This window comes from Actinomycetospora corticicola (genome assembly GCF_013409505.1).
Classification (GTDB): Bacteria; Actinomycetota; Actinomycetes; order Mycobacteriales; family Pseudonocardiaceae; genus Actinomycetospora; species Actinomycetospora corticicola.
Window position 1 is genome coordinate 1,438,267 of record NZ_JACCBN010000001.1, and the last position, 24,187, is coordinate 1,462,453.

20 protein-coding genes are annotated in these 24,187 nt (G+C 74.1%); 14 read left to right on the forward strand and 6 right to left on the reverse strand.

The window, feature by feature from the left end:
- The first annotated feature begins 20 nt into the window (after nucleotides 1-20).
- From BJ983_RS06895 to BJ983_RS06920, 6 genes are all read left to right on the forward strand, one after another.
- Entirely contained in the window at nucleotides 21-1,169 is a 1,149-nt protein-coding gene (locus BJ983_RS06895; protein ID WP_179793142.1) for a glutathione-independent formaldehyde dehydrogenase, read from the forward strand.
- 16 nt (nucleotides 1,170-1,185) lie between these two features.
- Nucleotides 1,186-1,635 carry a hypothetical protein gene (locus BJ983_RS06900; protein ID WP_179793143.1) on the forward strand — a complete coding sequence of 150 codons (450 nt, stop codon included), beginning with the start codon at nucleotides 1,186-1,188 and terminating at the stop codon, nucleotides 1,633-1,635.
- Nucleotides 1,632-2,801: an alcohol dehydrogenase catalytic domain-containing protein gene (locus BJ983_RS06905; RefSeq protein ID WP_179793144.1), complete on the forward strand. Its 1,170-nt coding sequence runs from the start codon at nucleotides 1,632-1,634 to the stop codon at nucleotides 2,799-2,801. Before BJ983_RS06900 ends, BJ983_RS06905 begins: the two co-directional genes overlap by 4 nt.
- A 262-nt stretch (nucleotides 2,802-3,063) precedes the next feature.
- Complete coding sequence (locus BJ983_RS06910; RefSeq protein ID WP_179793145.1) at nucleotides 3,064-3,330, forward strand: GlsB/YeaQ/YmgE family stress response membrane protein; 267 nt, start codon at nucleotides 3,064-3,066, stop codon at nucleotides 3,328-3,330.
- On the forward strand, nucleotides 3,327-5,468 hold the full coding sequence (locus tag BJ983_RS06915; protein WP_179793146.1) for a glycogen debranching N-terminal domain-containing protein: 2,142 nt from the start codon (nucleotides 3,327-3,329) through the stop codon (nucleotides 5,466-5,468). Before BJ983_RS06910 ends, BJ983_RS06915 begins: the two co-directional genes overlap by 4 nt.
- Nucleotides 5,469-5,491: 23 nt before the next feature.
- Nucleotides 5,492-6,709, forward strand: a complete 1,218-nt coding sequence (locus tag BJ983_RS06920) for a S1C family serine protease (protein ID WP_218890141.1) — start codon at nucleotides 5,492-5,494, stop codon at nucleotides 6,707-6,709.
- A gap of 12 nt (nucleotides 6,710-6,721) precedes the next feature.
- Here BJ983_RS06920 and BJ983_RS06925 read toward each other — a convergent pair whose 3' ends face one another.
- The 3 genes from BJ983_RS06925 to BJ983_RS06935 form a co-directional block, all read right to left on the reverse strand.
- Nucleotides 6,722-7,819 (reverse strand): glycosyltransferase family 4 protein, encoded by a 1,098-nt coding sequence (locus BJ983_RS06925; protein WP_343053826.1) that lies wholly within the window; start codon nucleotides 7,817-7,819, stop codon nucleotides 6,722-6,724.
- A 250-nt stretch (nucleotides 7,820-8,069) separates the two neighbouring features.
- Complete coding sequence (locus tag BJ983_RS06930) at nucleotides 8,070-9,488, reverse strand: PucR family transcriptional regulator (RefSeq protein WP_343053827.1); 1,419 nt, start codon at nucleotides 9,486-9,488, stop codon at nucleotides 8,070-8,072.
- Nucleotides 9,489-9,567: 79 nt separating this feature from the next.
- Complete coding sequence (locus BJ983_RS06935) at nucleotides 9,568-10,317, reverse strand: GAF and ANTAR domain-containing protein (protein WP_179793148.1); 750 nt, start codon at nucleotides 10,315-10,317, stop codon at nucleotides 9,568-9,570.
- Between the two features lie 263 nt (nucleotides 10,318-10,580).
- On the opposite strand from BJ983_RS06935, the gene BJ983_RS06940 reads away from it, so the two are divergent.
- The 3 genes from BJ983_RS06940 to BJ983_RS06950 are packed head-to-tail and all read left to right on the forward strand — an operon-like array spanning nucleotide 10,581 to nucleotide 13,040.
- A complete protein-coding gene (locus tag BJ983_RS06940) occupies nucleotides 10,581-11,510 on the forward strand; it encodes an SRPBCC family protein (protein WP_179793149.1) in 930 nt (309 codons plus the stop codon).
- A 17-nt stretch (nucleotides 11,511-11,527) separates the two neighbouring features.
- On the forward strand, nucleotides 11,528-12,697 hold the full coding sequence (locus BJ983_RS06945; protein ID WP_179793150.1) for a zinc-dependent alcohol dehydrogenase: 1,170 nt from the start codon (nucleotides 11,528-11,530) through the stop codon (nucleotides 12,695-12,697).
- A gap of 10 nt (nucleotides 12,698-12,707) precedes the next feature.
- Nucleotides 12,708-13,040 (forward strand): hypothetical protein, encoded by a 333-nt coding sequence (locus BJ983_RS06950; RefSeq protein ID WP_179793151.1) that lies wholly within the window; start codon nucleotides 12,708-12,710, stop codon nucleotides 13,038-13,040.
- Nucleotides 13,041-13,052: 12 nt separating this feature from the next.
- Here BJ983_RS06950 and BJ983_RS06955 read toward each other — a convergent pair whose 3' ends face one another.
- Nucleotides 13,053-14,258 carry a hypothetical protein gene (locus BJ983_RS06955; protein WP_179793152.1) on the reverse strand — a complete coding sequence of 402 codons (1,206 nt, stop codon included), beginning with the start codon at nucleotides 14,256-14,258 and terminating at the stop codon, nucleotides 13,053-13,055.
- A 315-nt stretch (nucleotides 14,259-14,573) separates the two neighbouring features.
- Between BJ983_RS06955 and BJ983_RS06960 the strand changes: the two genes are divergently transcribed.
- Nucleotides 14,574-15,650 carry a hypothetical protein gene (locus tag BJ983_RS06960; protein WP_179793153.1) on the forward strand — a complete coding sequence of 359 codons (1,077 nt, stop codon included), beginning with the start codon at nucleotides 14,574-14,576 and terminating at the stop codon, nucleotides 15,648-15,650.
- Nucleotides 15,651-15,702: 52 nt separating this feature from the next.
- On the opposite strand, the gene BJ983_RS06965 is transcribed toward BJ983_RS06960, so the two are convergent.
- Nucleotides 15,703-16,599, reverse strand: coding sequence for an ABC transporter permease (locus BJ983_RS06965; protein ID WP_179793154.1), 897 nt, complete (start codon nucleotides 16,597-16,599; stop codon nucleotides 15,703-15,705).
- A complete protein-coding gene (locus BJ983_RS06970; protein WP_179793155.1) occupies nucleotides 16,599-19,487 on the reverse strand; it encodes an alpha/beta fold hydrolase in 2,889 nt (962 codons plus the stop codon). Before BJ983_RS06970 ends, BJ983_RS06965 begins: the two co-directional genes overlap by 1 nt.
- A gap of 265 nt (nucleotides 19,488-19,752) precedes the next feature.
- Between BJ983_RS06970 and BJ983_RS06975 the strand changes: the two genes are divergently transcribed.
- The 4 genes from BJ983_RS06975 to BJ983_RS06990 all read left to right on the forward strand — a co-directional run bounded on the left by BJ983_RS06975 (nucleotide 19,753) and on the right by BJ983_RS06990 (nucleotide 24,151).
- The gene (locus BJ983_RS06975) at nucleotides 19,753-20,781 is read left to right on the forward strand and encodes a TerC family protein (RefSeq protein WP_343053828.1); all 1,029 of its coding nucleotides are present in this window, start codon (nucleotides 19,753-19,755) and stop codon (nucleotides 20,779-20,781) included.
- A gap of 78 nt (nucleotides 20,782-20,859) precedes the next feature.
- Nucleotides 20,860-22,080: a hypothetical protein gene (locus tag BJ983_RS06980; protein WP_179793157.1), complete on the forward strand. Its 1,221-nt coding sequence runs from the start codon at nucleotides 20,860-20,862 to the stop codon at nucleotides 22,078-22,080.
- Nucleotides 22,077-23,108, forward strand: coding sequence for an ABC transporter ATP-binding protein (locus BJ983_RS06985; RefSeq protein ID WP_343053830.1), 1,032 nt, complete (start codon nucleotides 22,077-22,079; stop codon nucleotides 23,106-23,108). The genes BJ983_RS06980 and BJ983_RS06985 overlap by 4 nt, the downstream gene beginning before the upstream one ends.
- Nucleotides 23,105-24,151, forward strand: coding sequence for an ABC transporter permease (locus BJ983_RS06990; protein WP_179793158.1), 1,047 nt, complete (start codon nucleotides 23,105-23,107; stop codon nucleotides 24,149-24,151). Before BJ983_RS06985 ends, BJ983_RS06990 begins: the two co-directional genes overlap by 4 nt.
- Nucleotides 24,152-24,187 lie beyond the last annotated feature (36 nt).

Sequence of the window (24,187 nt, forward strand, 5' to 3'; positions counted from 1 at the left end):
CCCACGGAAAGGACACGACCATGAAGGCAGTCGTCTACCACGGTCCCCGCCAGGTCAGCGTCGACGAGGTCCCCGACGCCCGGATCGAGCGGCCCACCGACGTCCTCGTCCGCATCACGGCGACGAACATCTGCGGCTCGGACCTGCACATGTACGAGGGGCGCACCGACTTCGAGCAGGGACGGATCTTCGGTCACGAGAACCTCGGGGAGGTCGTCGAGGTCGGCGACGCCGTGGACAAGGTCCAGGTCGGGGACATGGTCTCCGCCCCGTTCAACGTCAGCTGCGGGCACTGCGAGAACTGCGAGCACGGCCTCACCAACTACTGCCTGCGGGCCAACGAGCCGGGGATCGCCGGGGCGGCGTACGGGTTCGCCGACATGGGGCCGTGGCCCGGCGGGCAGGCCGAGTACCTGCGTGTCCCCTGGGGCGACTTCCAGTGCCTGCGCCTGCCCGAGGACGCCCGGGACAAGCAGGACGACTACGTGATGCTGTCCGACATCTTCCCCACCGGGTGGCACGCGACGGAGATGTCCGGGCTGAAGCCGGGGGAGAGCATCGTCATCTACGGCGGCGGCCCGGTCGGGCAGATGGCCGCGCTCTCGGCGATCACGAAGGGCGCCGCGCTGGTGATGGTGGTCGACCGGCATCCCGACCGGCTGCGGCTCGTCGAGCAGATCGGTGCGGTTCCCGTCGACGACTCGAAGGGTTCGCCCGTCGACCAGGTGATGGAACTGACGACCGGTCGTGGGGCGGACCGCGGGTGCGAGTGCGTGGGCTACCAGGCGCACGACCCGCAGGGCCACGAGGACAACGCCGACACGCTGAACAAGCTGGTCGCCTCGGTGCGGTTCACCGGCGGTATCGGCACCGTGGGCGTCTTCGTCCCGCAGGATCCGGGCGGCCCGGACGAGCTGTCCCAGCGGGGCAAGGCCCGCTTCGACTTCGGGAACTTCTGGTTCCGGGGCCAGCAGATGGGCACCGGCCAGTGCCCGGTGAAGCGCTACAACCGCCACCTGCGCAACCTCATCGCGGCGGACAAGGTCACGCCGTCCTGGATCGTCTCGCACGACCTGTCGCTCGACCAGGCGGCGGAGGCCTACAAGCACTTCGACGCCCGCGAGGACGGCTGGACCAAGGTTGTGCTGCACCCCGGACAGAGCTCCTGAGGCCGGGGTCGAGCAGATGAGCAGAGCGGTGATCGACCCGGCGACGCTGGCCGGGCGCGCGATCGACACGGTCCTCGGGTTGGTCGGGCGCACCGACCGGCCCGCGGGCGAGGACGACACGGGCTCCGGCCGGTGGTTGAAGGTGACCGTCTACCGGGCGCCGGACGACGTCCGGACCGCGGTGGACGGGACGGGCCCGCTGAGCCGGATGCGGCACGAGATCGAGGTGACCGTCCGCCCGGCGCCGGGGGACAAGGGCACGGAGCTCGCGGCCCGCCCCACGGCTCCCGACGGCGGGTCGGTCGACCTGCGCCGGGCGATCCGCGGGGCGTTGCGCGAGCAGAAGTCCGTCCTCGAGTGCGGCGAGGTCGTCCAACCGTCCCGTCCGGGGTCGAGCCATCCCGGACCGGCCGGGCAGGTGCTGCGCGCGGTGACCTCGCGGGCGTGGGGAGAGGGGCGACTGTGAAGGCCTTGTGCTGGGAGGGCGTCAACCGGCTCGCGGTCGAGCGGGTGCCCGATCCCCGGATCCAGAACGCCCACGACGTGATCGTGAAGGTCCGGTACACGACGTCGTGCGGCTCGGACCTGCACCTGCTCGACGGCTACATCCCGGCCATGGAGGCCGGCGACGTGATCGGGCACGAGTTCATGGGCGAGGTCGTCGAGGTCGGCCCGGAGGTCACGAAGCACTCCGTGGGCGACCGGGTGGTGGTGGTCTCGTTCATCGGCTGCGGGAGCTGCTGGTACTGCGACAACGACCTCTGGTCGTTGTGCGACAACACCAACACCAACCCCGGGATCACCCAGGGGCTGTGGGGCCAGGATCCCGGCGGGATCTTCGGCTACTCGCACGCCATGGGCGGCTTCATGGGCAGTCACGCCGAGTACGTGCGGGTCCCCTTCGCCGACCACGGTGCGTTCACCGTCCCGGAGGAGGTCGACGACCTCACGGCCCTGTTCGCCTCGGACGGTCTGCCCACCGGCTGGATGGGCGCGCACCTCGGCGGCGTCGGGCCGGGCGACACCGTCGCGGTGTGGGGCGCCGGCGGCGTGGGCCAGATGGCCGCCCACGCGGCCATGCTCCTCGGCGCCGAGCAGGTCGTCGTCATCGACCGGCTGCCCGAGCGGCTCGGGATGGTCCAGCAGCACGTGGGGGCGGAGACGATCGACTACACCGCCACCGACGTCGGGGCCGAGCTGCGGGAACGGACCGGTGGCCGCGGTCCGGACGTGTGTATCGAGGCCGTCGGGCAGGAGTCCGCCACGAACGGCCCCGAGTACCTCTACGACAAGGTCAAGCAGCAGCTGCGGCTGGAGAACGACCGGCCGATCGCGATGCGCGAAGCGGTCATGGCCTGCCGCAAGGGCGGGTCGGTGTTCGCCCTCGGGGTGTTCGCCGGCCTGGTCGACAAGTTCCCGCTCGGGGCGCTGATGAACAAGGGGCTGACCCTGCGGGGCGCCCAGCAGCACGGGCAGCGGTACCTCCCGATGCTGCTCGACCGTCTCGCCCGCGGCGAGATCTCCACCAGCCACCTGGCGACCCACGTCATGGCGTTGGACGAGGGCCCCCGTGGCTACGACATGTTCAAGAACAAGGAGGACGGCTGCGTGCGCGCGGTCTTCCAGCCCTGAGCACGTTCCAACGAGAGGACCCCTGGCGGGGTCCCGGCCCTTGCGCCGGCCCGCCCGGAGTCCTCTCGCCGGCACCCTCCGAACCCGCATGCCAGGACGAGAGCGGACGCGGGTTCTCGACCCGGCGGGACCGCGACGGTCGGGGTGTGCGCGGCACATCGTGGACGTCCGGAGCGGACGCCGGACCGGGACCCACCTCCCGGCGCTCCGCCGACACTCCGCCGACACATCGGAATCGCGGCACGAGAGCAAGGGAGCAGTCATGGGCATTCTGGGGTGGATCGTCCTGGGACTCGTGGTGGGTGCACTGGCCAAACTGGTCATGCCCGGCGACGACCCCGGTGGCGTGATCGTGACGACCCTGATCGGGATCGTGGGCGCCCTGCTCGGCGGGTTTATCGGCCGGGCGTTGTTCGGCACCGGTCTGGGCGATTTCTTCGATCTCCGGACATGGGTCCTGGCCTTGCTCGGGTCGCTGATCCTGCTCGGCATCTATCGGTTGGTGACACGACGGCGCGCCCGGACGTGACGGCCGACGGCGCCGCGGCCGGCGGCGGGGTCTCCAACGAGGCCCCGCCGCGGGTCGACGTCGACGGTGGCACGACGACGCTGGTCGCGGGGACGTCGTTCTCGCTGTCCGCCGTGGGCGGGGACATCACCGCGGGCGGGGTGCAGGGTCTCTTCGTCGACGACACCCGCGTCGTGTCCGGCTGGCGGCTGCGCATCGACGGTGCGCCCGTCGAGCCGCTCGGTCTCCTCGAGAGCGAGCGGTTCCGGACGACGTTCGTCGGGCGGACGCCACCCCGGACGGGGCGGGCGGACGCCACCCTCCTGGTCGCACGCACCCGTAGCGTCGGCGACGGGATGGTGGAGGAGGTGACCATCCGCAACCTGGCGGCGGAGGCGGCCGGGTTGACGGTCGAACTCGAGGTGGAGGCCGATTTCGCCGACCTCTTCGAGGTCAAGGAGAGCCGGGTCGACCACCGGCCCCGGATCGCGACGGAGGACGACGGGCTCGGGGTGACCTTCGTGCTCACGTCCTCCCCGCACCGCTCGCGGATGCGGGTGGTGGGCGACGGGGATCCGGTGGCGGCCGGCGGGACGTTCCGGCACACGATCGTCGTCCCGGGCCGGTCGACGTGGCGGACCCGCTGGACCGTCGCGGTCGCGCTCGGGCCGCACGACACGCTGCCCTCGCCGGACGACGCGAGCCCGGAGCACGAAGCCTCCCGGCGGATGGCCCGCTGGCGGCTGTCGGCGCCGGTGCCCGAGTCGCCCTTCCCGGGGCTCGAGACCACCCTGCACACGAGCACCGAGGACCTCGGCGCGCTCCAGATCGCCGATCCCGCCCACCCCGACCGTCGGGTCGTGGCGGCCGGTGCCCCGTGGTTCATGGCGCTCTTCGGCCGCGACTCGCTGCTCACCAGCCTCATGGCGCTCCCGGTGGACCAGGAGCTCGCCCTGGGGACCCTGCGCATGCTCGCCGACCTGCAGGGCACCCGGGTCGACCCGATCACCGAGGAGGAACCCGGCCGGATCGTCCACGAGGTGCGCTGCGGGCGGGAGGGCAGCGTCGGGCGGGTGGGGTCCTCCGCCTACTACGGCACCGTGGACGCCACCCCGCTGTTCGTCGTGCTGCTGGGCGAGCTGCACCGCTGGGGGCTCCCCACGACGGAGCTCCGCGAGCTGCTGCCGGCGGCGGACCGGGCGCTGGCCTGGGCGCGCGACCACGGCGACCGCGACGGCGATGGGTTCGTGGAGTACCGACGGGCCTCCGACCGCGGGCTGGTCAACCAGGGCTGGAAGGACTCGTTCGACGGGATCACCGCGGCGAACGGGCGGATCGCCGAGCCGCCGATCGCCCTGGCCGAGGTGCAGGGCTACGTGTACGCAGCCCACTGCGCGCGCGCCGAGCTCGCGGAGGCGGTCGACGACCCCGCCACCGCGACCGACCACCGCCGACGCGCGGCGGAGCTCCGCGAGCGCTTCGACGAATGCTTCTGGCTGCCCGACCGCGGGTGGTACGCGACGGCGCTCGACGGCGAGAAGAAACCCGTGGACGCGCTCACCAGCAACATCGGCCACTGCCTCTGGTCGGGCATCGTGCCCCCGGAACGGGCCGGGGAGGTCGCCCGGGCACTCGTCGGGAAGACGATGTGGACCGGGTTCGGTGTCCGGACGCTCGCTGCGGACATGGGGGCCTACAACCCCATGGGCTACCACTCCGGGTCGGTCTGGCCACACGACAACGCGCTGGTGGCCGCCGGACTCATGCGTTACGGGTTCGTCGCCGAGGCCCAGCAGGTGGCGCTCGGGATCCTCGATGCCGCCCGCGCGTTCGGCGGCCGTCTGCCGGAGCTGTTCTGCGGCTTCGACCGCGACGAGTTCCCGGCTCCCGTGCCCTACCCGACGTCGTGCTCCCCGCAGGCGTGGGCGGCGGCGACGCCGGTCTCGCTCCTGCGGACCCTCCTGCGGTTCCACCCCGACCTGCGGTGCGGGCGCCTCGGGCTCGCACCGGCCCTGCCCGAGGCGATGCTGCCGTTCCGGGTCGGTGGTGTGCCGCTGGCCGGGTCGCGGCTGGAGCTCGAGGTCGACGCCGACGGGTGGCAGGTGTCCGGCCTGCCGCCCCACGTCACGGCGGTGCCGACGCCGCCCGGTCGTCCCTGACCGTCCGGTCCGAAGGAGGACCCATGACCGACCAGCACCCCGACGTCGAGGCCGGGAGGCCCTACGGACCCGCCTCCGACCCCGGGCGGCGTCGTCGCCCCCTCGTGCTCGTGCCTGCGGCGGTGGCCGCGTTGCTCGTCGCGGGTGGGGCCGTCGGCTGCGGGACCACGAGCTCCGGCAGCGCCGGCGCGACCAGCTCGGTGGTCTCGGACACCGCGAGCCCCGCACCGTCCCCGGGCGTCGCGGCGGCGCCGACCGGATCGGTCGAGGCCGTGGCCCAGGAGGTGCTGCCGAGCGTCGTGCAGCTGCGCGGCGCATCCGGCGAGGGCTCCGGCGTCATCATGTCCGCGGACGGGCTCATCCTCACCAACGCCCACGTGCTCGAGGCCGGCCGGGCCCGGACCCCGGCACCCGGTGAGGGAGGCGGCGGGCCGCCGGAGGCGCCGCCGCAGCTGCAGGTGGTCCTCCAGGACGGACGGCGCGCCCCGGTGCAGGTGGTCGGCACCGACGCGACCGCGGATCTCGCGATCGTGCGTGCAGCCGGACTGTCCGGCCTCGCGCCGATCGCTCTCGGCGACCCGAGCCGGCTCCGGGTCGGCCAGGGCGTCGTCGCCGTCGGGTCCCCGCTCGGTCTGTCCGGCACGGTGACCTCGGGCATCGTGTCCGCACTGCACCGGCCGGTCGCGACCGGTGGTGCGCAGAGCGGCCAGGCCACCGTCATCGACGCCGTCCAGACCGACGCCGCGATCAACCCCGGCAACTCCGGGGGCGCCCTCGTCGACATGGACGGCCGCCTCGTCGGGATCACCTCGGCGATCGCGTCGCTCGGTTCCTCGTCCGGCGGGGCGGGCGGTCAGCAGCAGTCCGGCTCGATCGGCCTCGGGTTCGCGATCCCGATCGACCAGGCGAAGCGGATCGGTGACCAGCTCGCGCGGCAGGGCTTCGCCACCCAGGCGGTCCTCGGGGTCGGCGTGGCGTCCGACCGGCAGCAGGGCGCCACGGGGAACGGGGCCACCATCGGCTCCGTCACCCCGGGCGGCCCGGCCGCGACCGCCGGCCTGCGGCCGGGCGACGTGGTCACGAAGCTGGACGACCGCCTGATCGACGACGGCGACTCGCTCGTCGCCGCCGTGCGGGCGGAGGACCCGGGCGCACGGGTGACGCTGACCGTGCAGTCGCCGGGCGGCCCGCCCCGCGGGGTCCCGGTGACCCTCGGCTCGGAGCGGGCGCCGTCCAGCTAGGCCCCTGCCCGCTCAGGACGCGGGCCGCGCCGCCGCCGGGGGACCCCCGGAGGCGGCCACCTGGCGGTACACCCGTTCGTAGCCGGCGGCGAGCGCCGCGGCGGAGAACCGGTCCTCGACGGCGGCGCGGCAGGCACGCGGGTCGATCTCGGCCGCACGGAGGAGTGCTGCAGGCAGCTCCGCGGGCCGGTCGCACACCCAGCCCGTCCGACCGTGGTCGACGACCTCGGGGACCGCGCCGCGCCGCAGGGCGACGACGGGGGTCCCGCACGCCATGGCCTCGATCATCACCATCCCGAAGGGCTCCTCCCAGTCGATCGGGAACAGCAGGCAGCGGGCGCCGGCGAGGAGGTCGTGCTTCTGCTGACCACCGACCTCGCCGATCCACTCCACCGCCCCGCCGAGGAGCGGCTCCACGTTGTCCTCGAAGTACGCCTTCTCGGCGTCCTCACGGCACTTGGCCGCCAGCACCAGGGGGAGGCCCGCGGCGCGAGCGGCGTCGATGGCCCACACCGGGCCCTTGTCCGGGCTCATGCGGCCCAGGAAGAGGGCGTAGCCGTCCTTGGTCGCGCGGAACGGGAACCGCTCGGGGCGGACCCCGTTGGGCACCGTCGCCGCCCACCGCGCCGACGGCAGGTGCGCCCGCTGGGCGTCCGAGAGCGCGACCAGGGACGCGCGCCGCGACAGCGTCCGGTAGTACGAGCCCAGGTCGCCCTGCACCGGGCCGTGCGCGGTGACCACGGTGGGGAGTCCGTGCGACCCGGCGACCAGCGGGCCCGCGAGCGTGTTGTCGTGCACCACGTCGACGCAGAGGTCCATCAGCAGCTCGGGGAGCTGTGCCGCGTGCACCACCTCGGGAAGCGCCTGGCCCATGAGCCGGGGGTCGGCGGTCGGTCCGGTCGGACGGAACGCCGCGGCCGTCCCGTGTCGTCCGGGGGCCAGCAGGGTGACGGCGACGCCGCGGTCGACCAGGGCGTCCACGAGGTCACTGCACATCGACTCCACGCCGCCGTAGGCGTCGGGCGGCAGCTCCAGCCAGGGCGGCGCGACGACGGCGACGCGGAGGGCGGCGCCGTCGCCCTCGCGGTCGGTCCGCGGGAGTGCGCCCACTGTGGGGGACCGGCGTCCCGCCGCGGGGCCGGATCGTCGTGGCGCCGTGTCGATCACGTTCCCTGCGGCTGCCGTGTCCGCCCGACCGTCCGTCCGTGTGGTCACCCGTACCTCCTCCGCTCCGGACCGCTCCGGCCCGGGTCACCACGGTGCCGGGGCGTGGCGGCCGGGACATCGACTCGGCAGAGCACATCCGTGCGGTGGACCCCCGCCCGGCGGGTCGAGCGGGGTGTGGCGGCCGACCCGGCACTCACGGGACGAGAGGGCCCCGCCCAGGGAGGACGGCGGGCTCGGCGACGACCGCGGCGCGGACGGCGACGTGCAGGTTGAGCCGGGTGTCGGTGTCCGCGAGGTCGTGGCCGGAGAGCTCGCGGATGCGCTGCAGGCGGTAGCGCAGGGTGGAGCGGTGGATGTGCAGCGCCGCGGCGGCGGCGTCGTAGTTGCCGCCCTGGTCGAGGTAGATGCCCAGGGTGTGGACCAGGTCGGCCTGGCGTTCGGCGTCGTAGGCGAGCAGGCTGCCCAGCCAGTCCTCGACGAACGCGCCCGCCCCCCGGCGTCCCTCGGGCGTGGCCAGGAGGCGGTAGAGGCCGAGGTCCTCGAAGGTGATCAGCCCTCGGGTGTCCGTCTGGCGGGAGCGGACGGTGAGCGCCTGCATCGCCTCGCGGTAGGAGCGGGGGAGGTGTTCCGGCCGGTCCACGAAGCTGCCGACGCCGATGGCGGGAGCGTCCTGCAGCACCTCGGTGAAGGCGTCGTGCAGGACCTGCCAGGCCGGGCCGGACCGTGGCTCGTCCGACCCGGTCCGCCCGGCACCCGGGCTCCCGGTCGTCGGTCGGTGGGCCCAGGGGGCGATCGCCGTGCCGCTGTCGTCGAGCCATGCGGCGGGGGGCCGGCACACGAGGATGGCGGTCTGTCCCCGCAGGGTGCCGAGGAACGCCATGTCCAGGATGCGTGCGGCGTGTTCCATGAGGTCGCCGACGGCGGAGCCGTCCGGCCAGCGACCGTGGCGGGGTCGGAGCGCGAGCACGCGGTGCGGACCGGTCAGGTCGTGGTCGAGCGCGGACGCCCGGCCGACCCGACGCTCGACCTCGGCCTCCAGGTCGTCCTGCTCGCACTCGAGCAGCACCGTCTCCACGAGGTCGTGCCGGAGCCGGAGCTCCGTCCGCGCCAGGTTGCGACGGTGCAGCAGGTGCAGGGTCAGGGCTCCCGTCGCCAGGCCGATCGCGTGCAGTGCTCCGGCCCGGGGGCTCCCGGGCTGGGCATCGAGCTCGGGGGCCTTCTTGTGCGCGGGCTCGAGCGTGCGGTCCGGGTCGTGGACGACGAGCAGGCCGAGGAGGGTGCCGTGGGAGGCCGCCACACTGACGAGCAGGTCCTTCACCCGGAGCGGACCCGCGACCCGTCGCGCCGCGTCCACGAGGTGGTCGCGCTGGCTGCGCGTCAGGCGCGGGTGGGTGGCGTCGCCGTCGGCCCGGGCGAGGAGGCGGCCGAAGGGGTCCTCCACGGCGACGTCGAGGTCGAGGTGGTCGTGGAGGACCTCGGCGATGCCCTGCTCGGGGACATCCGCCGTCAGGGCGCGACTGAGCTGCTCCTGGAAGCGGTACTCGCGGGCCAGGGCGGCCTCGACCTCCCGTCGGACGTCCTCCTCGCTCTGGTCCTCTCCGTCGTCCTCCACCCGATTGTCGCCGATGGGATTGGCGTCGCTACGCTGCGTGTCCGTCATTACGACACGAAACCCGAACGGGGTCTCGGGGTCAAGCGTCGGGCCGCTCCGCAGGAGTGCCCCGGGTGCAGAGCCAGGCGGCGACGTCGTAGAGCTTGACGTTGGTGTGCTGGGACGCGCGTCGCAGTCGCGTGAACGCCTCGTCCGCGTCGATGCCGTGCTGCATCATCAGGATGCCCTTCGCCTGCCCGATCACGTCGCGTCGTTCCAGCGCACGCTCCAGGTGCTCCACACGGTGGGCGCCGGCGAGGGCGATCGAGGCGTGGACGGCGAAGATGCGGGCCTCGCGGCGGATCCGGCGCCGGAGCGCGTCGTCGCGGAGGGCGTGGCGCGTCACGTGGAGGTTCAGGGCGCCCACGGGCCACGTGCTGCAGAACGGCACCGACAGGCTCGCCCGGACGCCGTGGCGGACCGCCTCCCGGACGAACCGGGGCCACCGCGTCTCCGCGGCGGCGTCGGGGAGGACCACGGTGTCGGCGCCCGCGACGGCGTCGATGCACGGACCCTCCGCCAGCCGGATCGCGGCCCGGTCGACCGCCGCCGCCGTCTCGGTCGTGTGCACCGCACAGGTGAGCCCGCCGGAACCCCGGACGGTGACACCCGCGTCGAGGACACCGGGGATGACGGCCGCCGCTCCCTCCGCGATCCGCGTCAGCGCGTCCGCGGTCCGATCGCTCCCGGCGACGCCGTACGCGGACCTCCGGAGGGCGGCGAGCAGCAGGTCCGCCGCCTCCTCGTCCTCGTCCGCCGCCGGCCACGTCGCTCGCATCACGTCCGTCATCGGTGTTGTCACTCCTCGTCCGCGGTGATTGACCCTGCCCCGTCACGGTGTCCCGGACCGGACCCACCGGGCATCGGTCTGTGCGGTCGAAAGTCCCGACCCGTCGTTCCCCCGGACGGACGACCGGGGGTCCCGCCTCGACCCGCCGGACCGCATCCGTCCCGGCCCCGTCGGCCCCGTCGGACGAGATTCGCGCCCGGCGGCCGGAGACGCGTCGTGACGGGATACCACCACCTCGCAGTGCTGGAGCAGAGGAGGACGGCATGACGACGACGGGACGAATCGGCCGGCCCGCCCGCCGGGACGGGGCGGCGGGTCTGGTGCAGGGTCTGGGCGTGTTCAGCCTGGCGCTCGGCACCGCGGAGATCACCGCCCCGGGGGTGATCGCCCGGCTGGCGGGGGTCCGGGACGCCGGCCCCACGAGCCGCGCGACGACCGTGCTCTACGGCGTCCGGGAGCTGGTGCACGGGGCCGGCATCCTCGGCGGGCGGAGGAAGGCCACCTGGGTACGGACCCGGATCGCCGGCGACGTGCTCGACATCGCCACGGTGCTGACCGGCGCGGCCCGGTCCGGGGCCTCGCCGACCCGGCTCGGACTGACCCTCGCCGCGCTCGCGGGGGTGACCGCCACGGACGTCGTGGCGGCCCGCCGACTGTCGCAGGAGGGGGACGACGGCGAGTGCGGTGCGACCGCCGCGATCACCGTGAACCGGTCGAGGGGCGAGGCGTACCGCCACTGGCGGGACCTCGAGCACCTGCCGGAGTTCATGGCGCACCTCCGCACGGTGCGGGAGGACACGTCGGGACGATCGCACTGGGAGGCCTCGGGCCCGGCCGGCACGACGGTCCGCTGGGACGCCGAGATGACGACGGACCGCGAGGACGAGGAGATCTCCTGGCGCTCCGTCGCCGGCGCCGACGTGGAGAACGCGGGCACGGTGCGGTTCCGCGACGCCGCCGGCGGTCGGGGCACCGAGATCGTCGTCGACCTGCGGTACCGCCCGCCCGGCGGGAGCACGGGAGCCGCCGTGGCGAAGCTGCTGGGGGAGGAGCCGAACCAGCAGCTGCGCGACGACCTCCGGCGCTTCAAGCAGGTCCTGGAGATCGGCGAGGTCGTCCGCTCCGAGGGCAGCCCGTCCGGTCAGTCCACCCGTCAGCAACTCGCCCAGCGACCGGCCCAGCCGGTCGCCTGAGGCGGAAGGAGACGAGCATGCGAGCCAACTGCTGGACCGGCAAACAGTCGGTGGAGGTCCGGGACGTCCCGGACCCGACGATCCTCAACCGGCGCGACGCCATCGTGAAGATCACCTCGACGGCCATCTGCGGGTCCGACCTGCACCTCTACAACGGCTTCATCCCGACGATGCGCGAGGGCGACGTCCTCGGGCACGAGTTCATGGGCGAGATCGTCGAGACCGGCCCCGGGGTGGACAACCTCTCCGTCGGCGACCGGGTGGTCGTGCCCTTCCCCATCGCCTGCGGCGTCTGTGGGGCCTGTGAACGCGGCCTGACGTCGCTGTGCGAGAACTCCAATCCCAACGCCGGGATCGCGGAGAAGCTGATGGGGCACTCGCCGGCCGCGCTCTTCGGCTACTCCCACATGCTCGGCGGCTACCCCGGTGGCCAGGCGGAGTACGCCCGGGTGCCGTTCGCCGACTTCGGGGCGCTCAAGGTGGAGTCCGATCTCCCCGACGAGAAGGTCCTGTTCCTCTCGGACATCTTCCCGACGGGGTACATGGGCGCCGACATGGCCGAGGTCGGCCCCGGTGACGTCGTCGCGGTGTGGGGCTGCGGTCCCGTGGGTCAGTTCGCGATCGCGAGCTGCTTCCTCCGCGGCGCCGACCGGGTGATCGCGGTCGACCGCGTCGACCACCGGCTGCAGCTGGCGCGGGAGACCGGGGCCGAGACGCTGGACTACGAGCAGGTGTCCGTGCCGGAGGCCCTCGCGGAGATGACCGGGGGGCGCGGGCCGGACAAGTGCATCGACGCCGTGGGCATGGAGGCCCACCACGCCAACGGGGCCCTGCACGCCTACGACCGCACGAAGCAGGCGGTGGGGCTGGAGACCGAACGCCCGCACGTGCTCCGCGAGGCGATCATGAGCTGCGCGAACGGCGGCATCGTGTCCGTCATCGGTGTCTACGGCGGCGTGGTCGACAAGTTCCCGATGGGGTCGTTCATGAACCGCTACCTGACGATGCGCGCCGGTCAGTGTCACGTGCACCGCTACATGCCGAAGCTGCTCGAGCACATCCGCAACGGCGACATCGACCCCTCGTTCGTGATCAGCCACCGGTTGCCGCTGGATCGGGCACCGGAGGGCTACCGCACCTTCGTCGAGAAGGCGGACGGCTGCGAGAAGGTCGTGCTCACCCCCTGAGGAGGTGCCCGTGTCGGACGATTCAGCGATCCTCGAGATCCGGGTGGGTCCGGTCCTCGTCGACGTCCCGCGCTCGCTCGGCTACTTCGGCGGTGTCGGCGGCGCCCTGGCGCTGGGACTGGTCGATCCACCCCTGGCCGCGTTCATCGCCGCGGCCCCGTTCCTCGTGATGCTCACGCACCGACGGCTCCCGGTCCCGATCCGGTTCGTGGGTGAGGCGCTCGAGGGCGCCGCGAAGCCCGTCGGGGGCGACGACGACGGGTACGTGAAGCTGCAGGACGAGCAGCGCGACCGGGAGCGGGCCCGGGCGCTCGCCGCCGCGACGCGTCGCGGCGGCGGGTAGGCCCGGCGGTGCTCAGGACGACGACGAGGACCGGTCCCCCCGGTCCCCGTCGTCGTTCCCGGTGCCCTGCCCGCTCTCCTGCTCCTCGCCGACCTCGTCGCGACGCTGGCGCTCGCGGTACCCGTAGGCGGCGCGGCGCACGGCCTCCTCGCTGTCGAGGCCGGAGCCGAGGGCGCCGGCCACCGTCGCCAGGCCGGTGGCCAGCCAGGACAGCAGGAGGTGGTCACCCCACGTCGGAGGTCGTCCCAGGGACTGGGCGAAGACGGACGGCTCGAGGAAGAACAGTGATCCGAGCAGGGTGAGCACGTACACCGCCGCCGTCATCACCAGCACACCGATGGACAGGGTCAGCACCGTCGACACGTTGAAGAGCCAGACCTCCTCGCGTTCCTCCGCGTCCTGGGCACGCTCCCACAGGCTGTGGGCGCCGATGATCCACACCACCATCAGCGCCACCGCGACCACCATGGTCAGGGCCAGCTTGGGGGCACCGAGACGGGTCGAGAGCAACCAGATGGTCGAGTTGATGGTCAGATAGGCGCTCGTGCCGACGACGGCGGCCAGGGCCGTGCGCATCCCCAGCACGAGTTTCCACGGCTCGTTGGTGCGCACCATCCCGAGCAGCAGACGGACCCGGCCGTACCCGGGGCTCGTCACGTAACGCCGGGTGTGTCGACCCTCGTCGCCCTCGACGGCGCGAATCCGACCCAGACGTCGGCCGAGTGCCCGCCCGAGACGGCCCGGGTGGTGCTCCTCCTGGTCGAGCCCCGCGTCGGCGACCCCGGCCAGGTCGGCGACCAGGCGGACGACGGCGTTGCGGACCTTCTCGTGCTGCCGGACGGCCCCGAACCCGGGCAGGGACAGTCCGGCCACGTTCCGGTCGTGGTCGATGTCGGCCAGGATCGGGCGGCTCCCGTGCTGGATCGGCAGGTCGGTCAGGTAGACCCCCATGTCCCAGCCGGCCTCCGCGGCGTGGTCGGCCACCGCGTCGAGGACCTGCTCGGGGTCCTGGACCGAGGCGGTGACCGGATGGGTCATGGTGCGCACGTCCCAGACCACCTCACCGTCGACGTAGTCGCTGAGCAGGGGCGAGAGCTGACCGGCCACCTTCTCGGCGACCTCGGTCGGGGTGTCGGGGTCGGCCAGCAGACCGATGACCGTGGTGTCGCGGTCCGACTCCCCGGTCAGGGTGGCGCCGTGGCGTCCGTGCTCGGACATCGTTCCCTCCTCGTCGACCGGTCCCGGCCCCGAGCCCGGGACCGGGCAGGAGGCATCGCCCCCGGGTCGGTCCACCCTCGCGGGCCGGCCGCACCACCCGCGTCGACCCCACGGGCCCAAGGTGACGCACCGGCCCCGGCCCGTCGGTACGACGACGAGGGCGGCCCGGATCACTCCCCGTGAGCTGTCACACCGCGCCCTCGGGACGCGATGTCCATTCGGCGGTGTCGCCCTCTCGGGGGCGTCCCTACCGTCTCGGGGCCGGGATCTTCGACAGCGACGGGGTATGGCGTGGTTGCACAGGCGACACCGACCGTGGACGACGCGCGGGGCGAGGACGAGCCCGGGCCGACCCACCCGTACGTCGAGGCGCTCACCGGTCTGCCCGGGGTGGAGCACATCGCGGTGGTCGACGTCTCCGGCCGGCACGTCCTGGGGGAGTGGGGCGGCCCGCCCGGGTCGGCGGGCGCCCTGCTCGACCGCGCCCGCGAGGCGGCGGATCCGTCGCGCACGGGGCGCCGCGAGCTCGAGGACGTCGTGACGACCACCCCGTCCGCGATCCACCTGTCCCGCCTGGTGCTGGCGGGACCCGGGCACCCGCAGTCGGTGTGGGTGGCCCTGCGGATCAGCCGCGCCCAGGGGAGTCTGCCCTGGTCGCGGGGGGCCCTCGCGGGGTTGGACGGTCCGATGGGTGCGTCGCACGCCCCGCGTATCCCGGCGCCACGGGAGGCGCCGGTCGCCTCGGGGGAGCCCGCTCCGACGTTCGTGCCCCCGCCGCCGGTCCCGGCTCCGGTGGTGGCCGCGCCCCCGGTCGCCCCGGTCGCCCCGGCCGCCCCGGCCGCCCCGAAGGGTCGGGTCGCGCTCACGGCGCGGATCGCCACGGCCCCGCTCCCCGCGGTGGACCCGGGCGCCGACACCGCCGAGACCACCGAGACCGCGATCGCCCTGCCCGATGCGCCCGCGACCGACGGCCCCGAGACGGCCGGCCCCGCCGCGGCGGTCACGCACGAGCTCGCACGGCCGGTCCTGGCACCCGCCCCGCCGGCCGACACCGTCGTGCCGGCCGCCGACCCGGGTCGGCGCAGCTCCTTCGCCCCGGTCATGGTCGTGCTCCCGCCGCCCTCCCCGGTCCCGGAGGACGGCAGGACCGAGGAGCCGGCCCCGATGCCCTACCCGGTCATCTTCGCGCCCGACCCCACGGCCGAGGAGGCCGACGGCGACGGCAGCGGCAACGACGGGCCCGAGCCGGTCGACGCCCCGGTGTCGGAGGACGCCGACCCGCCGGACGCTGCACCCACGCCGACCACGCCGGAGGAGGACGCCGCACCGGCGGCCGACGACGAGCCGCGGGTGGCCCGGCGGCTGATCCACGGCTTCCGTCGCCGCGCCTGAGCCCGGCGGCCGTGTGCCGGCGCCCGGCCCGCGTCCGCGGGCCGGGGCGGGCTCAGCTCGTGATGTCCTTGCTCCGGAACCACCAGACCGCGGTCGCCCCGAAGGCCGTGGCCCACACCAGCGCGGTGAGCACGCCCCGCGCCATCTCCGTGCCGTCGACGTCGGCGGTGAGCAGGTCGGTCCACGCGAAGGCGTAGTGCGTGGGCAGCACGTTCCGGATCGACCCGAGCGCGTCCACGGTGTCGAGGATCTGCGACAGGATCGACACGAGCACGGCCCCGCCGACCGCTCCGAGAGGTGCGTCCGTCGCCACCGACAGCAGCGTCGCGACGCCCGCCACCCACGTCAGCTGCAGCGCGATGTAGACCACCGCGATCGCGAGCCGCAGCACCCCGGTGCCGTAGGCGAGCGTCTCGCCGGTCGGGGAGGCCAGCGGGCCGTCGCCGTAGACCAGCGTGCCGAGGGCGAGGGCCACCAGCGGCAACACCGCGATCACCGTGATCGACAGCAGGCCGGCGACGATCACCTTCTGGCGCAGCAGCCGCACCCGGGGGACCGGGATGGCGAGCAGGTAGCGCAGCGACGACCACGACGCCTCGCTCGCCACCGTGTCCCCGAAGAAGAGGGCCACGACCACCACGAACAGGAAGCTCGCCGAGGAGAACAGCGCGAAGATCACGAAGTTCGGCCCGGAGGTCTGGGCGAGGTCGGTCAGCGAGAGCCCGGCCTGCCCCGACGAGTCGTTCCCGACCGAGAACGCGATCCACAGGATCACCGGCAGGAGCGCGAACAGGCCGAGGGTGATCTGGGTCCGCCGCCGTCGGAGCTGTCGGAGCAGCTCGATCCGGACGGGCAGGGTGCTTCCCGACGATGCCTCGCGCGGCCCCAGCCGCACGTCGCCGTCGGTCAGGGCGCCGGCTCCGCCGCGCTGCGCGTCGCGGTCGGTCATCAGCGGCTCTCCTCTCCGATGAGGGCCAGGAACGCGTCCTCGAGCCGCCGCCGGGGACCGACCCCGACGACGGCGACCCCCGCCCCGACCAGCAGCCGTACGACGGCGGAGCGCTCGGCCTCGGTCGCGGCCTCCGCGATCACCACGTCCTCGCGGTCGGGGTCGGACTCGGCGGCGTACCCGGCGTCGCGCAGCAGGATCACCGCGCGGTCCCGGTCGCCGGTGACCGCCACGGCCACCTGTCCGCCCGCCACGAGCTCGGCGACCTCACCGGCCGCCACCACCTCGCCGCGGTGCATCACCACGACGTGGTCGCAGGTCTGCTCCACCTCGGCCAGCAGGTGGCTGGAGACGAGCACGGTGCGGTGCCGCTCGCCTGCGTACTGCTTGAGCACCTCGCGCATGGCGTGGATCTGGGGCGGGTCGAGGCCGTTGGTCGGTTCGTCGAGCACGAGCAGGTCGGGCAGCCCGAGCATCGCCTGCGCGATCGCGAGCCGCTGCCGCATGCCCTGCGAGTAGGTGCGCACCACCCGGTCGACCGCGGTGCCCAGCCCGGCGATCTCCAGCGCCTCGTCCATCCGCGCCTCGCCGATGGGTCGCCCGGTCGCCGCCCAGTACAGCTCCAGGTTCGCGCGCCCCGACAGGTGCGGCAGGAAGCCCGGGCCCTCGACGAACGAGCCGATCCGCCCCAGGACCGGCGCTCCGGGCGTCACCCGCACGCCGAAGACCCGCAGCTCACCCGCGCTCGGCCGGAGCAGCCCCATGAGCATGCGCAGCGTCGTCGTCTTGCCGGCCCCGTTCGGTCCGAGCAGCCCGAGCACCTGCCCGCGCTCCACCCGGAACGACACCTCGCGCACGGCGGTGAACCCGTTGCGGTACCGCTTCGCGAGGCCGCGGACCACCAGCGGCACGTCGACCAGGTCCGGGTCGACCGCCAGGTCGCCGCCGGGCTCGAGGTCCCGACGACGGCGCCGCGCGGCCACGACGCGCCCGATCACCACCGCGGCGACCACCCCGAGCAGGAGCACCCCGATGGCCACCAAGGGCCCGGCCGGCACGCTCGACCCGCCGGTCTGCTCACCCGGGACCTCGGGCACGGACAGGGTCCGGTCGGCCAGCGCGATCCGGTACACGGCGGGATCGGCGGGCGAGGCGAAGCCCTGGTCGGTGGTGGCGATCGCGACCTCGAGGCGGTGCCCGGCCTGCACGGTCGCCGCGACGGCGGGGAGGGTCACCGTCACGGTCTGCGTCCCGGCCGGCGCGAGGGCCAGGCGCATGGGCGCCACGGCGTTGCCGAGCAGCGTCCGGGTGTCCGGGGCGCCGTTCTGACCGGGCGCGACGTCGTAGACCTTGCCGAAGAGCACGGGTCCCGACGTCGGGGCCGGGGCGCCCGGGGCGGTCGTCCCCGTCGTCGTGACGGCGATCCGGACCTGCGGGGATCCGGAGACGATCGTGCGGTCGGCCAGCGGTTCCGTGCGGAAGGTCGCCGCCTGTCCAGGGAGATCGGCGGCCAGCCGCCCGAGCAGGGCACCGGCCCCGCCACCTCCGCCGCCGGAGCCGCCACCACCGGAGCCGCCGCCCGACCCGCCGTCGTCACCCTCGTCGTCACCGGAGCCGCCGGACCCACCCGTGGCCCCGCCGGCGATCGCCGCGAGACCCGGGATCGACGAGATCGAACCGGGGACCCCGCCCGCGGGCGAGACGACGGACTGCTCGTCTCCCGTGAGCGCGAGCCCGGTCCGGGGTGCCGTCGCCGGGTAGGCGGGCGCGGTGACGACCCGCTGCGTGGGCGCCGATCGGCTGCGCACGCCGGAGGGAAGGGCGTAGGTGAACTCCGTGGGCGGCGCTGTACCGGCGCCGTCCGCGAGCAGGTAGTGGTCGAGCCACGCCGAGATCCGGGCGTTCGTGCGCGCATCGGGGGACCCGCCGTCGTGGCCACCGTTGAACCAGGCCACGGCCACCGTCCCGCCGCCCGAGGCGATGGCCCGCGCGTTGGCGTCGGCCTGGTCGAGGCCGAAGAGCGTGTCGTTCTCGCCCTGCACCAGCAGCGTCGGGGCCTGGATGCGGTTCGCGACGGACGCGGGGGAGGAGCGCTCGAGGTAGCTCGCGAGCGCCGCCGGCTCCCGCCCGGTGCGCACCGCCTCGACGTACCCGGCACACACCTCGGGGAGGAAGCGCCCGCAGACGTCGGGGGCCTGCCCGGAGCCGCTGCGCGTGCCGATCCCGAAGAACAGCGACGCCCACGAGCGCTTGAACACCCCGTCCGGCGCGTCCGCGCCCACGGCGGGGGTGGCGGCCGGCAGGGCTCCGGTGGCTGCGTCGTTCGGGAACAGGGCCTGGCCGAGGTCGTTCCAGGTGATCATCGGGACGGTGACGTCGATCCGCCGGTCGTAGGCGGCGAGCAGGAGGGCGAGCGCCCCGCCGTAGGAGCCGCCCATGACCCCGACCCGCGGGTCGCCCGGCCCGTCCTGCGTGACCTCGGGGCGCTGCGCGAGCCAGTCCACGAGCTGGGACGCGTCGGCGACCTCGTAGTCGGGGTTGTTCAGCGCGATCTGCCCGGTGCTCTGCCCGAACCCGCGGGCCGACCACGCCAGCACCACGTAGCCGCGGGCCGCGAGGCTCCGGGCCTCCCCGGCGACCGAGCGCTTGTCCGCCCCGAACCCGTGCGCGAGGAGCATCGCGGGCGCCGGGGTCCGTGCGGGCAGGTAGAGGGTGGCGTCGAGGGACTGCGGCTGGTCGCGGGCGGGACCGTCACGCACCTCGATGCGGAGGTCCTGCGTGCGCACCTCGCCGGTCGGCGTCTGCTCCTGGGCGGGCACCGCCTGGGCCGGCGCCGCGAGGAGCACCCCCAGCAGCACGACCAGGGGCAGCACGAACAGGCGGATCACCTCCGGAACCCTAGGTGGCGGCGGTGATGTGGGCGTGCGGAGCGGGGTTGGCCACCGGAGAGTGAAGTGAAGGACACCCCACGTGGTCGTCGGGCGAGGGCAATGGAATAGTCCGTCGTGGAGGGGAGTATCCCCGGAACCACTGCGAGCGCCTCGTCAGCACGACAGCCGGAAGATGTCCGGGGCGCACGGCGCGCCGACCCGTGACGGGCCGGTCGTGGGAGAGACCTCCGGTGTGGTGCCGACCTTCCCACCGGAGGAATCCGTGTTGCTGTCTGCTGTGCCGGGGCCCGTCGCGGCCACCGGGGGTGAGCCCTTCTGGGTGTGGGCCCTGACCATCGCCGGTCTCGCCGTGATCTTCGCGGTCGACCTGTGGGCGGGCCGTCAGCCCGCCGAGGTGACGATGCGCCAGGCCGGGCGGGGCGTGGCGATCTACGTCGGGCTCGCCGTCCTCTTCGCGGCCGGGCTCCTGGTGTTCGGCGGGCAGCCGCAGGCGACCGCGTTCATCGCGGGGTACGTCACGGAGTACTCGCTGTCGGTGGACAACCTGTTCGTGTTCCTGCTGATCATGACCGCGTTCCAGGTCCCGAAGGCGTTCCAGCACCGGGTGCTGCTGGTCGGGATCCTCATCGCCCTGGTGATGCGCGGCGGGTTCATCCTCGCCGGCGCCGCGGTGATCGAACGGTTCTCCTGGGTGTTCTACCTCTTCGGCGCCTTCCTGGTGATCACCGCGGTGAAGGTGTGCTTCGAGGGTTCCGACGACGGCGAGGAGGAGTTCCGGGAGAACGTCCTGCTGCGCGGGCTGCGCCGGGTCGTGCCGGTGACCGAGGACTTCCGCGACGCGAAGCTGACCGTGCGGGAGGCGGGGCGGCGGATGATCACCCCGATGCTGATGGTGATGATCGCCATCGGGCTGACCGACCTGCTGTTCGCCCTGGACTCCATCCCGGCGATCTTCGGGCTCACCAAGGACCCCTACATCGTCTTCACCGCCAACGCCTTCGCCCTGCTCGGGCTGCGCCAGCTGTACTTCCTGCTCGGCGGGCTGCTCTCCCGGCTGGTGTACCTGCAGTACGGGCTCGGGGTGATCCTGGCGTTCATCGGGGTCAAACTGGTCCTCGAAGCCCTGCACACCAACACCGTGCCGTTCATCCACGCCGGCCGGCCGGTGGACGTGCCGCTGATCGGGATCGAGCTCTCCCTCGCCGTGATCATCGGCGTCCTCGCCGTCACCACCGTCGCCAGCCTCATCCGCACCCGGGCGAGCAAGGACCGCGATCTCGAATCGGTGTGAGGCCTCACGGCGCCCGCGCCTCACGGATGGCACTCTCGATGACGTGAGCGCGGACGCCGGCACGGATCTCGAGACTCGGTGACGGCTGTCCTCGACCGCCTGCGCCCGGGGGGCGACGGCGGGACGCCCCCGCCCATCCGGTCGATCCGGGTCCGGCGCTGGACCGTCGTCGCGGTGGTGGCGGCGCTCCTCGTGGCGATCCCCGCCGTCGTGGCCGCCTGGCCCGTGTCGCCCGCCGTCCAGGTGTCCCCGACGGAGCTGCGCGATCGGGTCGCCGCCTCCGGGAACCTCCCGTGGTCCGGGTACGCCGAGGCATCCGGCGGCCTGAACCTGCCCGACGTCGCACAGTTCTCCGACGTCACCACGCTGCTGTCCGGGACCTCGCGGCTGCGCGGCTGGTACGCGGCGCCCGACCGGGTGCGGGTCGACCAGCTCTACGCGGGCGGCGAGCGCAGCCGCTACACCACGGCGACCGGCCAGGTGGTGTGGGACTACGGCGCGCAGCTGCTCACCTACGTCCGGCGGGACCCGCTCGTGCGGCTGCCCCGCCCGGACGACCTGCTCCCGCCCCAGCTCGCACGGCGGCTGCTCTCCGGGACCCTGCCCGACGATCCCGTGTCCGGTCTGCCGGCCCGACGCGTCGCCGGGGTGGACGCGGCGGGGTTCCGCGTCACGATCGCCGACCCGCGCACCACGGTGGGCGCGCTCGACGTCTGGGCCGACCCGGTCGACGGCCTCCCGGTCGCGGTCGAGGTGCGCACGAAGAGCGCCGCGGGGGCGCTCGCGGGAGGACCCGTCGTCGGGACCAGCTTCCTCGAGCTCGACCGCGAGGTGCCGGACCCGGCGGTGTTCGTGGCCCAGCCGACGCCCGGCGTCGGGGTGACCCGCAGCCCCACCTCGGACCTGTTCGGCGTGCTCGGCCGCGGCAGCCCGGACGCCGTGCCGCCCGCGGTGGACGGCGTCGACCGGGTGACGCCGCAGCGCGGGTTCGCGGCGATCGGGAAGTACGGGACGACGTTGTCGCAGCTGATCGTGGTCCCGCTGCCCGCCGACATCGCCTCCTCGCTGCTCGACAACATCGACGACGCCGGGTCCGCCGGCCGGACCATCACGGTCACCGCCCCGGAGAACGCGACCGGGCGCACCGCCAACGCGACCGCCGGCGCCCTCGAGTCCTCGCTGCTGCGCCTGGCCGTGCTCCGCGTGGGCAACCGGGCGTGGGCGGTCGGTGGGCTCGTGACCGACGACGTCCTCGACCGCGCCGTGACCGACATCGCCGCCGACTCTGGAGCACCGTGACCAACCTGGGTGAACGCAGCGACGGGGCCCGTCGCTCGACGGGCGTGCGCACCCCGAGCCAGCCGGTGCCCGTCCAGCGGGCGCGACCGCTCCCGGGGCCCCCGGTCGACACCCCGCTGGTCATCGAGACCCGGGGGCTGACCAAGCGGTACGGCTCGCGCGCCGCGGTCGACGAGGTCGACCTGCACGTGGCCGAGGGCGACCGCTACGGCTTCCTGGGTCCGAACGGCTCGGGCAAGACGACCATGGTCCGGATGCTGCTCGGGCTCGTCTTCGCGACCCGCGGGGAGATCCGGGTCCTGGGCCACGAGGTGCCGCGTGAGGTCCACCGGGTGCTCCCGCGGATCGGCGCGATGGTCGAGGGCCCGGCGGCCTACGGGCACCTCTCGGGCCGCGCCAACCTCGACCTGCTGGACGCCTCGGGCCCCGGTCCCCGCGCGGGTCGCCGACGGCGGGTGGGCGAGGCCATGGAGCGCGTCGGACTCGGCGGGGTCGACCGCCGACCGGTGCGCACCTACTCGCTCGGCATGCGCCAGCGGCTGGGGCTCGCGGGCGCGCTGCTGTCCAAGCCCGACCTGCTCATCCTCGACGAGCCGACCAACGGGCTCGACCCGCACGGCATCCGGGAGATCCGCGAACTGCTGATCGAGCTGAACCACGAGGGGACCACCGTCTTCCTCTCCAGCCACCTGCTGGCCGAGATCGAGGCCCTCTGCACCCAGGTCGGGGTGGTGGACCGCGGACGGCTCGTGCTCGAGGAACCGCTGGACGCGGTGCGGCGCCACACCGGGCGGGTCGTGGTGACCACACCCGACGTCGAGCGCGCAGCAGCGGCGCTCGGGTCCGCGCTGGTGGACCGCACGCCGGACGGCGGGCTCGTGGTCAGCCCCGCCGACGACGCGGGAGCGGCGGGCCTCGCCCGCCACCTCGTCGGAGCCGGTGTGCGCCTCGACGCGCTGGAGCCGGAGACGGTGAGCCTCGAGGACGTCGTCGTGCGCATCACGGGCCCCGGGAGCGACCGCGCATGATGGTGGTCGAGCTGCGCAAGCTGTTCCGACGGCCGCGCACGTGGGTGACGATCGGGCTGCTCTGCCTGCTGCCGGCGATCGTCGCGGTGTTCCTGGCGTCGACCCGGATCGCCCCGCCGCCGGGGCAGGGGGCGGCGTTCCTGTCCGCGGTGCTGGAGTCGGGGTCGCTGTACCCCGCGGCCGCGCTGGCCCTGGTGCTGCCGATCTTCCTGCCCGTCGCGGTGGCCGTGATCGCGGGCGACACGGTGGCCGGGGAGTCCGGCGCCGGGACGCTGCGGTACCTGCTCGTGCGGCCGGTCGGCCGGACGAAGCTGCTGGTGGCCAAGCTCGTGTCGGTCGTCGCCTTCGTGGTCGCGACGGTCGCCGCCGTGGCGGGCACGTCGTACGTGGTGGGCGTGACGCTGTTCGGCGCCGGCGATCCGGTCGCGGTGGTGAACGCGATCCCGCAGATCTCGGGCCCGGGCGGGGGAGGCTCGTCGAGTTCCGCCTCCGGGGGCGGCGGTGGCACCGGGGCGACCGCGCCGTCCGCGGGTGGCTCCGCCAGCGCCGCCGACCCGGCCGGACCGGCCCCGGCCGCGCCCGGAGCCCCGGCCGCGGGGCCCGACACCGGCTCGTCGAGCCAACTCGATCCCACCGAGGCCCGGGAGCGGGCCGCCGACTCCGTCGCGTCGCTCTCCGGCGACCCGCTCTCGCCCGCCGACCTGGCGCTGCGGCTGCTCGGGGCGATGGCCTACATCACGATCTCCATGCTCGGCGTCGGGGCGATCGCGCTGTTCCTCTCCACCGTGACCGCCTCCTCCCTCGGGGCGACCCTGGGGGCGCTCGCCGCGCTGATCTCCTCGCAGGTGCTCGTGACGCTGGACGCGGCCGCCTCGGTCACCCCGTACCTGCCCACGCGGTACTGGCTGGCCTGGATCGACTTCTTCCGCGACCCGATCTTCCTGCGCGACATCCGGGCCGGCCTGATCGTGCAGGCCGCCTACGTCGTGATCCTCATGCTCGCGGCCTGGGCGAACTTCACGACCAAGGACGTCGCGCAGTAGGCCGATCCCGCCCGGTGACGCCGGTACCGTCCCGAC